The organism is Nocardioides sp. CPCC 205120, assembly GCF_048654585.1.
Lineage (GTDB): Bacteria > Actinomycetota > Actinomycetes > Propionibacteriales > Nocardioidaceae > Nocardioides.
Window position 1 is genome coordinate 2,109,107 of record NZ_JBMCYY010000001.1, and the last position, 14,962, is coordinate 2,124,068.

At 76.0% G+C, this 14,962-nt stretch carries 11 protein-coding genes; 10 read left to right on the forward strand and 1 reads right to left on the reverse strand.

Going from position 1 to position 14,962, the window contains the following annotated elements:
• The first annotated feature begins 105 nt into the window (after nucleotides 1-105).
• From ACOACO_RS09870 to ACOACO_RS09890, 5 genes are all read left to right on the forward strand, one after another.
• Complete coding sequence (locus ACOACO_RS09870; RefSeq protein WP_420296048.1) at nucleotides 106-1,338, forward strand: DUF6350 family protein; 1,233 nt, start codon at nucleotides 106-108, stop codon at nucleotides 1,336-1,338.
• A gap of 28 nt (nucleotides 1,339-1,366) precedes the next feature.
• Nucleotides 1,367-2,026: a phosphoribosylglycinamide formyltransferase gene (gene purN / locus ACOACO_RS09875; RefSeq protein WP_420296049.1), complete on the forward strand. Its 660-nt coding sequence runs from the start codon at nucleotides 1,367-1,369 to the stop codon at nucleotides 2,024-2,026.
• Between the two features lie 117 nt (nucleotides 2,027-2,143).
• Nucleotides 2,144-3,712, forward strand: a complete 1,569-nt coding sequence (gene purH / locus ACOACO_RS09880) for a bifunctional phosphoribosylaminoimidazolecarboxamide formyltransferase/IMP cyclohydrolase (protein WP_420296050.1) — start codon at nucleotides 2,144-2,146, stop codon at nucleotides 3,710-3,712.
• 26 nt (nucleotides 3,713-3,738) lie between these two features.
• The gene (locus ACOACO_RS09885) at nucleotides 3,739-4,587 is read left to right on the forward strand and encodes a bifunctional methylenetetrahydrofolate dehydrogenase/methenyltetrahydrofolate cyclohydrolase (protein WP_420296051.1); all 849 of its coding nucleotides are present in this window, start codon (nucleotides 3,739-3,741) and stop codon (nucleotides 4,585-4,587) included.
• A 5-nt stretch (nucleotides 4,588-4,592) separates the two neighbouring features.
• Complete coding sequence (locus ACOACO_RS09890; RefSeq protein WP_420296052.1) at nucleotides 4,593-4,925, forward strand: DUF3017 domain-containing protein; 333 nt, start codon at nucleotides 4,593-4,595, stop codon at nucleotides 4,923-4,925.
• Nucleotides 4,926-4,961: 36 nt separating this feature from the next.
• Here ACOACO_RS09890 and ACOACO_RS09895 read toward each other — a convergent pair whose 3' ends face one another.
• Complete coding sequence (locus ACOACO_RS09895; protein WP_420296053.1) at nucleotides 4,962-5,948, reverse strand: malate dehydrogenase; 987 nt, start codon at nucleotides 5,946-5,948, stop codon at nucleotides 4,962-4,964.
• A gap of 132 nt (nucleotides 5,949-6,080) precedes the next feature.
• On the opposite strand from ACOACO_RS09895, the gene ACOACO_RS09900 reads away from it, so the two are divergent.
• The 5 genes from ACOACO_RS09900 (at nucleotide 6,081) to ACOACO_RS09920 (ending at nucleotide 14,940) form a co-directional block, all read left to right on the forward strand.
• A complete protein-coding gene (locus tag ACOACO_RS09900) occupies nucleotides 6,081-6,815 on the forward strand; it encodes a hypothetical protein (protein ID WP_420296054.1) in 735 nt (244 codons plus the stop codon).
• A 118-nt stretch (nucleotides 6,816-6,933) separates the two neighbouring features.
• Complete coding sequence (locus ACOACO_RS09905) at nucleotides 6,934-9,165, forward strand: NADP-dependent isocitrate dehydrogenase (protein ID WP_420296055.1); 2,232 nt, start codon at nucleotides 6,934-6,936, stop codon at nucleotides 9,163-9,165.
• A gap of 151 nt (nucleotides 9,166-9,316) precedes the next feature.
• Entirely contained in the window at nucleotides 9,317-9,784 is a 468-nt protein-coding gene (locus ACOACO_RS09910) for a hypothetical protein (protein WP_420296056.1), read from the forward strand.
• 61 nt (nucleotides 9,785-9,845) lie between these two features.
• A complete protein-coding gene (locus ACOACO_RS09915) occupies nucleotides 9,846-13,472 on the forward strand; it encodes an ATP-binding cassette domain-containing protein (RefSeq protein WP_420296057.1) in 3,627 nt (1,208 codons plus the stop codon).
• Between the two features lie 169 nt (nucleotides 13,473-13,641).
• Nucleotides 13,642-14,940, forward strand: a complete 1,299-nt coding sequence (locus ACOACO_RS09920) for an MFS transporter (protein ID WP_420296058.1) — start codon at nucleotides 13,642-13,644, stop codon at nucleotides 14,938-14,940.
• Nucleotides 14,941-14,962 lie beyond the last annotated feature (22 nt).

Sequence of the window (14,962 nt, forward strand, 5' to 3'; positions counted from 1 at the left end):
CGCGGGTCGGGCGCGGGCCGGGCACGGGCCGGGCACGGGCCCCGGTGCGGCGTGTCGGGCGAGGGCTCCCCGGTCGCCGGCCCGCCCGCCACGAGGATGGGCCCGATGACTTCCGTGCTCACCGGCCTCCGGTCCCGACCCCCCGCCGCGCCGGCGCCGCGCGGCCTCGTGCTCGTCGCGTCGGCCGGCGGCGCCGTGGCGGCGCTGTCGACGCTCGTGGTGGCCCTCGCGGTGGGCGTGGTCGGCTGGTTCGTCTCCGACGCCGGGGCGCACGGCCGGCCCTCCGGTGCGCTGCGCGTGGGCGCGCTGGGCTGGCTCACGGGTCACGGCTCCGGCGTCGACGTGCAGGGGACGCCGGTGACGGTGGTGCCGCTCGGCATCACGCTGCTCTGTGCCGTGGTCTGCTGGCGGCTCGGGCTGCGCACGGGCGAGACGCTCGCCGCCCACGGCCCGGACGCCCGCGCCATCGCCGCGGGGGAGCGGGACCTCGTGGTGCCGACGGCGGTCGGGCTGTTCGCCGCGTCGTACGTCGTGCCCGCCCTGCTCACCGCCGTCCTCGCCTCCGGGCCGGGCGACGGCGTCTCCCTCGCCGGCGTGCTCCTGTGGTCGCTCCTGCTCGCGGTCGGCGTCGGCGGCGCGGGGATCGCCGTCGGGTCCGGGCGCGCCGCGGTGTGGGCGGACCTCGTGCCCGCCGACCTGCGCGACGGCCTGGCCGCCGCCGTTGCCCTGGTGCTCGCGTGGGCCGTCGTCGCGGGCCTCCTGGCGGCCACGGCCCTCGCCCTCGGCCTCTCCGACGCCGCGTCCACCCTGTCGCGCCTGCAGACCGGACCCGGTACGGCGCTGCTCGTCGTCGGCCTCGCCCTGCTGCTCGTGCCCAACGTCGTGGTCATGGCCGGCGCCTACGGTCTCGGTCCGGGCTTCGCGCTGGGCACGGGCACCGTCGTGGCCCCGTCCGCGGTCGCCCTCGGCCCCGTCCCGGTGTTCCCGCTCGTCGCGGCCACCCCGGCCGAGCCCGCCCCCGGGTGGCTGGCCACCGTGCTGCTCGTCGCCCCCTTCGTGCTGGCGGCCGTCGTGGTCGCCCTCGTCCAGCGGGTCCGGCCCACCACCCGCCTGGAGGTGGGCGTGCTGCGCGGTGGAGCGGCCGGCGTGCTCGCCGGCCTCGCCCTCGGCGTCGTGGCCCGCCTGGCGGGCGGGGCCGTGGGGCCGGGCCGGATGGCGGAGGTCGGCCCGTTCGCGGGCGACGTCACCGTCCACGCCGTCGTCGCGCTCGCGACCGGCGGACTGGTGGGCGGGCTGCTCATGACGCTGCTGCAGCGCCGCGGCCTCCCGGCGGGCTGAGCCCCCCGCGGCCCCTAGACTCCCGGCCGTGCCCGACCAGCCCGACCAGCCCGCTCGCCTCGTCGTCCTCGTCTCCGGCTCCGGGACCAACCTGCAGGCGCTGCTCGACGCCGCGGCCGACCCGGCGTACGGCGCGCGGGTCGTCGCCGTCGGCGCGGACCGCGACGGCGTGGAGGGCCTGCGCCGGGCCGAGCGGGCCGGCGTGCCGACCTTCGTGGAGCGGCTGCGCGACCACCCCGACCGGGGCGCCTGGGACGCGGCGCTGACCGACGCCGTGGCCGCCCACGACCCCGACTGGGTGGTCCTGGCGGGCTTCATGAAGCTCGTGGGGCCCGCGTTCCTCGACCGCTTCGGCGGCCGCGTCGTCAACACCCACCCTGCGCTGAGCCCCAGCTTCCCGGGGATGCACGGGCCCGCCGACGCGCTGGCGTACGGCGTCAAGATCACCGGCGCGACCCTCTTCGTGGTCGACGCGGGCGTCGACACCGGCGTGATCCTCGCGCAGAGCGCGGTGCCCGTCCTCGAGACCGACGACGAGGAGTCGCTGCACGAGCGCATCAAGGTCGCCGAGCGGGCCATGCTCGTCGGGACGGTCGGGCGCCTCGCCCGCGAGGGGGTGCACGTCGAGGGCCGCACCGCCCGGTTCGGTGCGACGCCCGGAGCGGCGCCCGCCCCCGCCGTCGACTAGCCTGGGGCCCACACGACTGGCGCAGGTGGTCGACCACCAGGGAGTGCAGCAGCGTGCGCATCGACCGCCTGGGTGCGCACCGGATGTCCGCCTTCGTCCCCCACGAGGAGTTCCACCGTGAGCAGTCCCGACCAGGTCCCCGTGCGCCGCGCGCTCGTCTCCGTCTTCGACAAGACGGGGCTCGAGACCCTCGTCCGCGGCCTCGCCGAGGCGGGCGTCGAGCTCGTCTCCACCGGCGGCTCCGCCGCCCTCATCGCCGGCCTCGGCCTGCCCGTCACCAAGGTCGAGGACCTCACGGGCTTCCCGGAGTGCCTCGACGGCCGCGTGAAGACGCTGCACCCGCGGGTGCACGCCGGCATCCTCGCCGACCGCCGTCTCGACTCCCACGTCGCGCAGCTGGCCGACCTCGGGGTGGAGCCCTTCGAGCTCGTGGTCGTCAACCTCTACCCGTTCCGCCAGACCGTCGCCTCGGGCGCCTCGCCCGACGAGTGCGTCGAGCAGATCGACATCGGCGGGCCGTCGATGGTGCGCGCCGCCGCGAAGAACCACCCGTCGGTCGCCGTGCTGACGTCCCCCGCGGCGTACGACGAGGCGCTCGCCGCCGTCGCCGCGGGCGGCTTCACGCTGGCCCAGCGCAAGCAGCTCGCCGCGCAGGCGTTCGCCCACACCGCGGCGTACGACGTGGCCGTGGCCGAGTGGTTCGCGGGTGCCTACACCGCCGCGACCGACACCGACGCAGCGGGCTGGCCCGCGTTCACCGGCTCCGCGCTCACCCGCTCGGCGGTGCTGCGCTACGGCGAGAACCCGCACCAGTCGGCAGCGCTCTACGTCGACGGCACCGGCGGCCTGGCCGAGGCCGAGCAGCTGCACGGCAAGGAGATGTCCTACAACAACTACGTCGACACCGACGCCGCCCGCCGGGCGGCGGCCGACTTCGACGAGCCGGCCGTGGCGATCATCAAGCACGCCAACCCGTGCGGCATCGCGGTCGGCGCCGACGTCGCCGAGGCCCACGCCCGGGCCCACGCCTGCGACCCCGTCTCCGCGTTCGGCGGCGTCATCGCCGCGAACCGCCCGGTCTCCGTGGCGATGGCCGAGCAGGTCGCCGAGGTGTTCACCGAGGTCGTCGTCGCCCCCGACTTCGAGCCCGGCGCCCTCGAGGTGCTGACCCGCAAGAAGAACATCCGCGTCCTGCGCTGCGCCGCCGACGCGGAGCGTCCCCCGCTCGAGGTGCGTCCCGTCTCCGGCGGCCAGCTCGTGCAGCAGGCCGACCGCCTGCAGGCCGAGGGCGACGACCCGTCGACCTGGACGCTCGCGACGGGCGAGGCCGCCTCCCCGGAGCTGCTCGCCGACCTCGCCTTCGCGTGGCGCGCGGTGCGCGGCGTGAAGTCCAACGCCATCCTGCTCGCCAAGGACGGCGCCTCGGTGGGCGTCGGCATGGGCCAGGTCAACCGCGTCGACTCGTGCCGCCTCGCCGTCGAGCGGGCCGGCGACCGGGCCCGCGGCTCGGTGGCGGCCTCCGACGCGTTCTTCCCCTTCGAGGACGGCCCCCAGATCCTCATCGACGCGGGGGTGGCGGCGATCGTGCAGCCCGGCGGCTCGGTGCGCGACGAGCTCACGATCGAGGCCGCGAAGGCCGCGGGCGTGACGATGTACCTCACCGGCACCCGCCACTTCGCCCACTGAGCAGCCGACGAGACGAGGAGGACGACATGACCGCGCAGAAGCTCGACGGCAGCGCCACCGCGAAGGCGATCAAGGGCGAGGTGGCGACCCGGGTCGCCGCCCTGGCGGAGAAGGGCGTCGTGCCCGGGCTGGGCACCGTGCTCGTGGGCGACGACCCCGGCAGCCGCTGGTACGTGAACGGCAAGCACAAGGACTGCGCCGAGGTCGGTATTGCCTCGATCCGGGTCGACCTGCCGGCCACGGCGACGCAGGCCGAGATCGAGGAGGCCGTGCGCGGCCTCAACGAGGACCCCGCCTGCACCGGCTACATCGTGCAGCTGCCGCTGCCGCGGGGCATCGACGAGAACCGCGTGCTGGGGCTCGTGGACCCGGCGAAGGACGCCGACGGCCTGCACCCGACCAACCTCGGCTGGCTCGTGCTGGGTGAGGACGCGCCGCTGCCGTGCACGCCGTACGGCATCGTCGAGCTGCTGCGCCGCCACGGCGTGGAGATCGCCGGCGCCGAGGTCGTGGTCGTGGGCCGCGGCGTCACCGTGGGGCGCCCGCTCGGCCTGCTGCTCACCCGCCGCAGCGAGAACGCGACGGTCACGCTGTGCCACACCGGCACGCGCGACCTGGCGGCGCACGTGCGCCAGGCCGACGTCGTGGTCGCGGCGGCCGGCGTGCCCGGCATCATCACGGCCGACATGGTCAAGCCCGGCGCCGCCGTGCTCGACGTGGGCGTCTCGCGCGTCGACGGCAAGATCGCCGGCGACGTGGCCGACGACGTGTGGGAGGTGGCGGGCTGGGTCTCGCCCAACCCGGGCGGCGTGGGTCCGATGACACGCGCCATGCTGCTGGCGAACGTGGTGTCGCTGGCCGAGAGCCGGGTCTGAGCGTCGTGGTCCTGCCGGGCTCCCGCGCCGACGACGGTACGCCGGACCGCGCCCGCCGCCGGTTCCTGCCGGCGCACCTCGGGGGGTACGCCTACCTCGTCGTGATGCTGCTGTGCGGCATCGGGCTGTGGGTGGTCGTCGCGGGGGAGTGGCGCACCGGCGTCCGCTGGATCGCCGCCGCCCTGCTGGGCGGCGGCACGGCCCGGCTCGTTCTGCCGGCCGGCCAGGCGGGGATGCTCGGCGTCCGCAACCGCTTCACGGACGCCAGCCTGCTGCTGGCCGTCGGTGCGGCGCTGCTCCTGCTGGCCGAGGACATCCCGGAGCAGCCGGGCGCCTGAGCGCCCGGCTGCTCCCGGCAGTTGCTCCCGGGAGCCTCAGACCAGGCCGAGCTCGGTGACCGCCTGGCGCTCCTCCTCGAGCTCGGCGACCGAGGCGTCGATGCGGGCGCGGGAGAAGTCGTCGATCTCCAGGCCCTGGACGATCTCCCAGTCCCCGTCGCGCGTGGTGACGGGGAACGACGACACCAGGCCCTCGGGCACGCCGTACGAGCCGTCGGAGACGACCGCCATCGACACCCAGTCGTCGGCGGCCGAGCCGAACAGCCAGTCGCGGGCCGCGTCGATGGTGGCCGAGGCGGCCGAGGCCGCCGAGGAGGACCCGCGCGCCTCGATGATGGCCGCGCCGCGCTTCGCGACGGTCGGGATGAAGGTGTCGGCGATCCAGGCCTGGTCGTCGACGACCTCGGCGGCGTTGCGACCGCCGACCTCGGCGTGGAAGAGGTCGGGGTACTGCGTCGCGGAGTGGTTGCCCCAGATCGTCATGCGGCGGATCTCCGAGACGGGCGACCCGGTGCGCTTGGCCAGCTGGGCCAGCGCGCGGTTGTGGTCGAGGCGCGTCAGCGCGGTGAAGCGCTCGGCGGGGATGTCGGGGGCGTTGCGCTGCGCGATGAGCGCGTTCGTGTTCGCCGGGTTGCCGGTCACGCCGATGCGCACGCCGTCGGCGGCGACCTCGTTGAGGGCCTTGCCCTGCTCGGTGAAGATCGCGCCGTTGGCCGAGAGCAGGTCGCCGCGCTCCATCCCCTTGGTGCGGGGCCGCGCGCCGACCAGCAGCGCGAGGTCGACGCCGTCGAAGACCTTCCGGGGGTCGTCGCCGATCTCGACGCCGGCCAGTCCCGGGAAGGCGCAGTCGTCGAGCTCCATGACGACGCCCTCGAGCGCCCCGAGCGCGGGCGTGATCTCCAGCAGCCGCAGCTCGATCGGCCGCTCGCCCGTCAACGCCCCGCTGGCGAGCCGGAACAGCAGGCTGTAGCCGATCTGGCCGGCGGCCCCGGTGACGGCGACCTTGAGGGGGGACGTGCTCACATGGACTCCTGGGGTGCGAGGCGGACGGGACGGCCGGGCGGCGCGGGCGCGCCCGGTCGCGACGCTAGCAGCGTCGTGGGCGGACGGCGAGACCTGCGTCACGTGCCGGGGCGCGCTGGCATGCTGGCCCCCATGACCCCTCCCGTGTCGCGGCGGGGCGTCCTGGCCGGCGCGGTCGCGACGCCCGCGGCCCTGCTCCTGGCCGCCTGCGGGACCGGCCCGGCGACGGCCCCGCCGTCGGGGGTCGACGAGCTGACCGTGCCCACCCCGACGCCCGACCCGGTCGACTTCGTCACCGACGTCGACAACCCCTGGTGGCCCCTCGTGGGCGGCACCGCGCGGGTGTACGCCGACGCGACCGGCCGCCGGCTGCGGCGCACCGTCGCCGGCGCCCCGGAGCAGGTCGGCGGCGTCCCGGCGACCGGCGTGCGCACCGAGGCGGTCGCCGCGACGTGGGGCACGCGCGCGCTGCCGCCGGAGCGCACGGCGTGGTTCGCGCAGGACCGTCGCCGCAACGTCTGGCTCGTCGGCGGCACCCTCGCCGACGGCTCGCGCTGGGAGGCCGGCCGCGACGGCGCCGAGGCGGGTCTCGTCGTCACCGGCGTGCCGCGCGTGGGGGACGGCTACGTGCGCCTGTCCGTGCCGCGCCTGGCCGGGGAGCGGGTGCGCGTGCAGGAGGTGGGGGAGCTCGCTCCCGTCGCGGGCCAGGAGCTCGAGGTGCTGCTGCTGGAGGTCACGACCGACGGCCCGGCGCGGGACGAGGGGCGGCCCCGCGCCGCCCGCCGGGGCGAGGAGCTGCTGGCCCGGGGCGTCGGGCTGGCCCGCTTCGAGGAGCCGGGCTCGACCTGGACCCTCCTCGGGCCGTGACACCTCGGGGGCGACCTGCGACGCTGTCACCGGGCGTCAGGTGCCGTACGCGCGTCAGGTATCTTGACGTCGAGAGATTCTTCCGACCGCCTCGAGAGCTCAGGAGTCGACCACGCCCATGGCCAAGATCATCTACACCCACACCGACGAGGCGCCGCTGCTCGCGACGTACTCCTTCCTGCCGATTGTCGAGGCCTACGCCGCGACCGCGGGAGTGGACGTGGAGACGCGTGACATCTCGCTGGCGGGCCGCATCATCGCCCAGTTCCCCGAGCGCCTGACCGAGGAGCAGCGTCTCGACGACGCGCTCGCCGAGCTCGGCGAGCTGGCCACGAAGCCCGAGGCCAACATCATCAAGCTGCCCAACATCTCCGCCTCCATCCCGCAGCTGAAGGCCGCGGTGAAGGAGCTGCAGGAGCAGGGCTACGACCTCCCGGCGTACCCGGAGAACCCGACCACGGACGAGGAGCGGGAGATCCGCGCCAAGTACGACAAGGTCAAGGGCTCCGCCGTGAACCCCGTGCTGCGCGAGGGCAACTCCGACCGCCGCGCGCCCGCGTCGGTCAAGGGCTACGCCAAGGCCCACCCGCACCGCATGGGTGCGTGGAGCGCCGACTCCAAGACCAACGTGGCGACGATGGGCAAGGACGACTTCCGCTCCAACGAGAAGTCGGTGGTGATCCCCGCCGAGGACACCCTGCAGATCGTGCACGTCGGCACCGACGGCGCCGAGACCGTCTTCAAGGACGCGGTGCCGGTGCTCGCGGGCGAGGTCGTCGACGCCACCTACATGGACGTCGCCGCGCTGCGTCGCTTCCTGACGGAGCAGGTCGCGCGCGCCAAGGCCGAGGGCGTCCTGTTCTCCGCCCACCTCAAGGCCACGATGATGAAGGTCTCCGACCCGATCATCTTCGGCCACGTCGTGCAGGCGTTCTTCCCGACGCTCTTCGAGCAGTACGGCGAGCAGCTGAAGGCCGCGGGCATCTCCCCGAACGACGGCCTCGGCGGCCTGCTGAGCGCGGTCGAGACCCTGCCCGAGGGCGACGCCATCAAGGCCGCCGTGCAGCAGGGCCTGGCCGACGGCCCGGCGCTGGCGATGGTGGACTCCGACAAGGGCATCACCAACCTGCACGTGCCGAGCGACGTCATCATCGACGCCTCCATGCCGGCGATGATCCGCACGTCGGGCCACATGTGGGGCCCGGACGGCGAGGAGGCCGACACCCTCGCGGTCATCCCCGACTCCTCCTACGCGGGCGTCTACCAGACGGTGATCGACGACTGCCGGGCCAACGGCGCGTTCGACCCCGCGACCATGGGCTCGGTGCCCAACGTCGGCCTCATGGCCAAGGCGGCGGAGGAGTACGGCTCCCACGACAAGACCTTCGAGATCCCCGCCGCGGGCACCGTCGAGGTGCGCAACGGTGCGGGCGAGGTGCTGCTGAGCCACGACGTGCAGCCGGGCGACATCTGGCGCGCCTGCCAGACGAAGGACGCGCCCATCCGCGACTGGGTGAAGCTGGCCGTGACCCGCGCCCGCGCCACCGGCGTCCCGGCCGTCTTCTGGCTCGACGAGACCCGCGCCCACGACGCCAACCTCATCGAGCTCGTGAAGAAGTACCTGTCCGAGCACGACACCGAGGGCCTGACGATCGAGATCATGGCGCCGGCGGAGGCGACGGCGTACTCGCTCGAGCGGATCCGCCGCGGCGAGGACACCATCTCGGTGACCGGCAACGTGCTGCGCGACTACAACACGGACCTGTTCCCGATCCTCGAGCTCGGCACCTCGGCCAAGATGCTGTCCGTCGTGCCGCTGATGAACGGCGGTGGCCTCTTCGAGACCGGCGCCGGCGGCTCCGCCCCGAAGCACGTGCAGCAGCTCGTCAAGGAGAACTACCTGCGCTGGGACAGCCTCGGAGAGTTCTTCGCCCTGGCCGCCTCCTTCGAGCACCTGGCGACCTCGACCGGCAACGCCCGCGCCCAGGTGCTGGCCGACACCCTCGACCGGGCCACGGGCACGTTCCTCAACGAGGACAAGTCGCCCACGCGTCGCGTCGGTGGCATCGACAACCGCGGCTCGCACTTCTACCTGGCGCTCTACTGGGCCGAGGAGCTGGCGGCGCAGACCGAGGACGCCGAGCTGGCCTCCGCGTTCTCGGCGCTCGCGACCTCGCTGCGCAGCGACGAGGAGAAGATCGTCGGCGAGCTCGCCGCGGTGCAGGGCAGCCCGGCCGACATCGGGGGCTACTTCCGCCCCGACCCGGCCAAGGCCGAGGCCGTCATGCGCCCCAGCGCCACGCTCAACGCCGCCGTCGCGAAGCTCCACGACGCCGTCGCGACGCTCTGAGCCGACCCCCGCGCGCGGGGACACGGGTACGACGCACTCCACCGGGTGCGGTCCGCAGTTGCGGGCCGCACCCGGTGCGCGTCTCCGGCCCTGCCCGCGGGCCGGCGTTCCGGGGGCGCCCCGGGCTGGAGCCGTCGGGGATGATGGCGCGGTGAGCGCGCGTCGTACCCCCTGGTCCCGGGCCGTCCCCTCCGCCCCGGCGCGACCGGGGCCGCGGTCCGCGGCGGTGCTGTCCGGCCTCGTCCTGTCCGTCGTCGCCCTCGCCGGGTGCTCCGAGGTCGAGACGGCCGTGCGCGACGCCGCCTCCGACGCCGGGTGCAGCCTGGCGCAGGACGCCGTGGACGGCGTGACCCGCCAGGCGCACGAGGCCACCGACCGGATCGGCGTCGACCCCGCCCGCGCGGAGCGCGAGCTGACCGCCCTGCGCGACGGTCTCGCCACCGCGGAGCGGGGTCTGTCGGGGGAGCTGCGCGGCCACGTGGAGGACGCGCGCACCGCGCTCGACGCCCTCGTGACCCAGGCCCGCGCGGGCGCCGAGGGTGCCGTCGACGAGCAGGCGGTCGCCGAGGCCGAGGCCCGGCTCGACACCGCGGTCGGGGAGATCACCACCGTCTGCTGAGCCGGCGGCGGGGAAAAGGGGAGGCGGAGCGTCGGTGCGGCGCCCTACGGTCGATCCCGACATGAGCGGCGCCGACACCATCACCCCCTCCACCCACCCCGCGACCGACCCGTCCCCGGGCCGGACCGCCGGTCCCACGGACACCCCGGGCGGCGCCCGCGGCGGTGCCGGGGGCGAGGCCCGGCCGCCGCTCGCCCGCACGGTCGACGCGCGCCGCCTGCGGGCCCCCGCGACCGCGGTCGCGCTCGTGCTGTCGTTCCTCGGCGCGGTGGGGGAGACCCTGGGCACGGTCGTCGCCGGTCGCCTCGCGGCGGGCCCGAGCGGCACCCTGGTGACCGTGCTGGCCGCCTGCCTCGTGGGCGGCGCGGCGCTCGACTCGGTGGGCCGCGTGCTGTGGGCCGGTGTCGTCGACCGCGCCGAGGGGCGCCTGCGCGACGACCTCCTCGACGCCGCGCTCCACCAACCGCTCGCGACGCTGTCGGAGCAGGCGGTCGGCGAGGTCCTCGACCGGGTGGACGACGACACCCACGACGTCGGCACGCTCGTGCGCCGCCAGGTGTGGGAGGCGCTGCGCACGGTCTTCGCCGCCGTGCCGATGTGGGTCGTGGCGGGCCTGACCTGGTGGCCGGCGTGGTTCCTGTTCCCGGTCGTCGGCACGATCGCGGTGCTCTCGGTCCGCCCGCTGCTGGCCGACCTGACGCGTCGCAAGGTCGAGGAGGAGGTGGCCTGGACCGACCACGCCGCCGCCTTCGAGGAGGGCGTCGCCGCACGCGACGACCTGCGCACCTCGCTGGGCCAGGCCCACGTGCTGCGCCGCACGAGCGAGCTGGCGGCGCGGGTGCACGCCAAGATGGCCGCGGTGGTCGCCAGCCAGGCCGCGATCGCCCTGCGCACGGGGGTGCTGCTGCACGCCCTGCTGGCCGGTACGGCGATCACCGGCGTGGCGCTCGTCGTCGACGACTCCCTGTCGGTCGGGCGCGTCGTCACCCTCTTCCTCGTGACGACCACGTTCGTCGGCCAGGTCGACCAGATGGCCCGGCACATCCCCGACCTGCAGGCCGGCCTCGGCGCGCTCGTGCGGCTGCGCCAGCTGCTGGGCGCGGAGCGCGAGCCCGAGGGCGGGGCGCCGGTGCCCGCCGACGCGGACCTCGAGCTGCGCGGCCTGACGTTCGCCTACGAGGAGGGCACGTTCGCGCTCGCGGACGTCTCGCTGCACGTGGCGTCGGGCCGCACGTGCGCGTTGGTCGGTCGCTCCGGCTCGGGCAAGTCCACGCTCGCGGCGCTGGTCTCGCGGGCGCACGAGCCGCCGCGCGGCAGCGTGCTGCTCGGCGGCGCGGACGTGCGCGACCTCGACCTGGAGGACCTGCGCCGCCGGGTCGGGGTCGTCACCCAGCGCACCGAGATCCTCGCGGGCACCCTGGCCGAGAACATCGCCCTCTTCGCCGACGTGCCGCGCCGGCGGCTGGAGGAGGCGGTCGACGAGCTCGGCCTCGGCGGCTGGGTCGCCGGCCTGCCGGCCGGCCTCGACACGCCCCTCGGGCCCGGCGGCACCAGCCTGTCGGCGGGCGAGGAGCAGCTCGTCGCCTTCGCGCGCCTGCTCGTGCGCGACGTGCACGTCGTCGTGCTCGACGAGGCGACGGCCCGCATGGACCCGGTGACCGAGGAGACCGTCGTGCGGGCCGCGGACCGGTTGCTCGCGGGCCGCACCGGGCTGCTCGTCGCCCACCGGCTCTCCACGATCGCCCGGGCCGACCTCGTGGCCGTGCTCGACCACGGCCGGGTCGTGCAGCAGGGGGAGCGGCGCACCCTCGCGCGGCAGCCCGGCCCCTTCCGCGACCTGCTCGAGGCGGCCCAGGAGGTGGAGCCCGAGGTCGGACCCGCCGCGGCGAACCCGGGGACCCCGGGGACCCCGGCGAGGCCGACGGCCCCGGCGGGAGGCGCGGCCCCGGTGGGCGGGGTACGGCGGCAGGGCGAGCCCCTCGGCCGCCCCGAGCCCGGCGACGGGCCGAGCCTGGCGCGGGGCATCCTGTCGGCGATCACCGTGCGCCCGGCCTGGGGACTGTTCGCAGCGGTCCTCTTCCTGCTGTCCGCGCTGACGGGCGCGTTCGGCGCCGTCAGCGCCTTCCTGTGGGGGCGGGTCGTGCAGGACGTCGCCGGGGACGGCGGGGGGATCCCGTGGCCGCTCCTCGCGCTGCTGGCGGTGAGCCTGCTCGCCGGTCCGCTGCTGCTGACCGACGCCGTGCGCCGCTACCCGCGCTGGTGGATCGAGGTGCTGCTGCGGGTGCGCACGACGGTGCTCCTCGGGCAGACCGCGCAGGAGCGGCTGCCGCGCACGCCGCCCGGCGAGGTGGCGGGCCGGGCCCTCGACGCCGACCGGTACGCGCGGTACGCCGACCGCTGGGTCGACCTGGTCAACGCCCTCGTCATCGTCGTCGTGACCACGGTGCTCGGCGGGAGCCTGCTGGCCGGTGCCGTGCTGCTGGCCGTCATGGTGGCCTCGTCGCTGGCGTCCTCCTTGGGCCGCCCGCTGGCCGGCCGCTCGGCGGCTGCCGCGGCCACCGCCCGCGCCGGGTTCGGGCGCTCCCTCGTCTCGGCCCTCGACGCGGCGCGCACCGTCAAGCTGGCCGCCGCCACCCCGGCCGTGCAGCGCCACCTTCGGGCCGTCGACGGTGGCCGGGTGGACGCGGCCGTGCGCGAGCACCGGGTGCAGGCCGCGCTCGACGGGGTGCCCCTCGTCGTGGTGCAGGGCGGGGTCGTGGCCGCCTGGGGCATCCACCTGGCCGGCGGGTGGGACCTGGCGACGGCGCTGCTCGTCTCGGCGGCCGTCACCGGCTTCGACTACTTCGGCCTCGTCGCGGGCTGGGTGATCACCGAGGCGCCCGGCACCCGGGCGTGGCAGCGCGCCACGAGCCGGTTCGCCGGCGGGACGGACCTCGTGCGCCTCCCGCCGGGCGTCGACCTGGTGCGCGGCACGGCGCCCGCGCCGCCGCCCGTGGTCCGGGAGCCGCTGCGCACCCTCGAGCTGCGCGGGTTCGCGGCCGTCCACGACGACGGCACGCGCGGCGTCGTGGACGTCGACCTCACCGTGCGGGCCGGCGAGCTCGTGCTGCTGCTCGGGCAGGTCGGGTCCGGGAAGTCGAGCCTCCTGGGCGCCGTGGCGGGCCTCGTCGACCACACCGGCACCCTGCGCTGGAACGGCCGGCCCGTGGGCGACCCGGAGCACTTCCTGCGCCCCGCGCAGGTCGCCCACGTCGCCCAGGTGCCCCGGGTGCTGTCGGGCACCTTCGACGACAACGTGCGGCTCGACCACGACCGGGCGGTCGGCCCGGCGGTGACGACGGCGCGCCTGGGCCCCGACGTCGAGGCGGCCGGCGGACCCGACGCGCTGGTCGGGCACCGCGGCGTACGGCTGTCCGGGGGACAGGTGCAGCGCCTGGCGCTCGCCCGGGCTCTGGCCTGCGAGCCGGAGCTGCTCGTCGCCGACGACGTGTCGAGCGCGCTCGACGCCCGCACGGAGGTCGAGCTGTGGCGGGGGCTGCGCGAGCGGGGCACCACGGTGCTCGGCGCCACCTCGAAGCGGGCGGCGCTCGTGCAGGCGCACCGCGTGGTCGTGCTCGTCGACGGCGCGGTGGTCGCGGACGGGCCCTGGGCGGACCTGTCCGCCCGGTGGGGCCACCTCGCCGGATGAGCCCCGGACGGGGGGCCTCGCGAGGCCGGGCGCGAGGTCCGGCGCGAGGTCCGGCGCGCGGTCCGGCGCGCGGTCCGGCGCGCGGTCCGGCGCGCTGCGTCGGTGGCGCAGGTCACCGCGGCGACGAGGAATCGCCGTCGCGGCCCCGCGAGTTGCAGCATGAGTGCCGATGACGACCTCGACCTCCACCCCGCCGCCGTCCGACCGCGACCTGCCCCACGACCGCGAGGGTGCCGCGGACGGCACCGTCGTGGACGCCGGCCCCGCAACGGCCGCCCCGGCGGCGGACGCCCCGCTGTCCGGCGGACGCCTCGCGCTCGCCATCGTGGCGCTGGCCATGGGCGGCTTCGCGATCGGCACGACCGAGTTCGTGACGATGGGCCTGCTGCCCGACATCGCGCGGGGCATCGACGAGTCGATCCCCACCACGGGGCACATCATCACGTCGTACGCGCTCGGCGTCGTCGTGGGCGCCCCCCTCATCGTCGCGCTCGGCGCCCGCCTGCCGCGGCGCGAGCTGGCCGTCGGCCTCGTGCTGGCGCTCGGTCTCGGCAGCGCGTTCACCGCGCTGGCCAGCGGCTACCTCCCGGTGCTGCTCGCCCGCTTCGTCGCCGGCCTCCCGCACGGGGCGTACTTCGGGGTCGCCTCGCTCATCGCCGCCTCCCTCGTGCGGCCCGACCAGCAGGGGCGCGCGATCAGCGGCGTCATGGTGGGCCTGTCCGTCGGCACCGTGGCGGGCGTGCCGGCCAGCACGTGGCTCGGCCAGGAGGTCGGGTGGCGCAGCGCCTACTGGTTCGTGCTCGCCCTGACGATCATCACCGCCGTCCTCGTGCTCCTCGCCGTGCCCCACACCCCGGGCGACCGCACCGCCACGGTGCGCCGGGAGCTGTCCGCGCTGCGCCGCCCCGCGGTGCTGTACGCCGTCGCCACCGGCATGGTGGGCTTCGGCGGCATCTTCGCGATGTACAGCTACGTCGCGCCGCTCATCACCGACGAGACCGGGCTGGCGAAGAGCGCCGTGCCGGCCTTCCTGCTGGCGTTCGGCGTGGGCTCGGTGCTGGGGTCGTGGCTCGCCGGCGTGCTGGCCGACTGGAACGTGGAGCGCTCCGTCGTCGGGGCGTTCGTCGTCTCCGTCGTCGTGCTCGCCCTCGTGGTGCCGCTCGCCGGCAGCGTGGTCGCGATGGTGGCGATCGTCTTCGTCGTGGGCCTGCTCGGCTCCGTGCTGGCGATCAACCTCCAGGTGCGCCTCATGCAGTCGGCCGGGGACGCGCAGATGCTCGGCGCTGCGCTCAACCACTCGGCGCTCAACATCGCCAACGGCCTCGGCGCGTTCCTCGGCGGCCTCGTCATCGACGCCGGCCACGGCTACCGCGCCCCGAGCCTCGTGGGTGCCGGTCTGGCCGCCGGTGGGCTCCTCATCTTCTGCTGGTCCCTGGTCGCCCGCCGCCGGGCGACGACCGCCGTCTAGGCCCGACCGGGCCCCGCGGGCC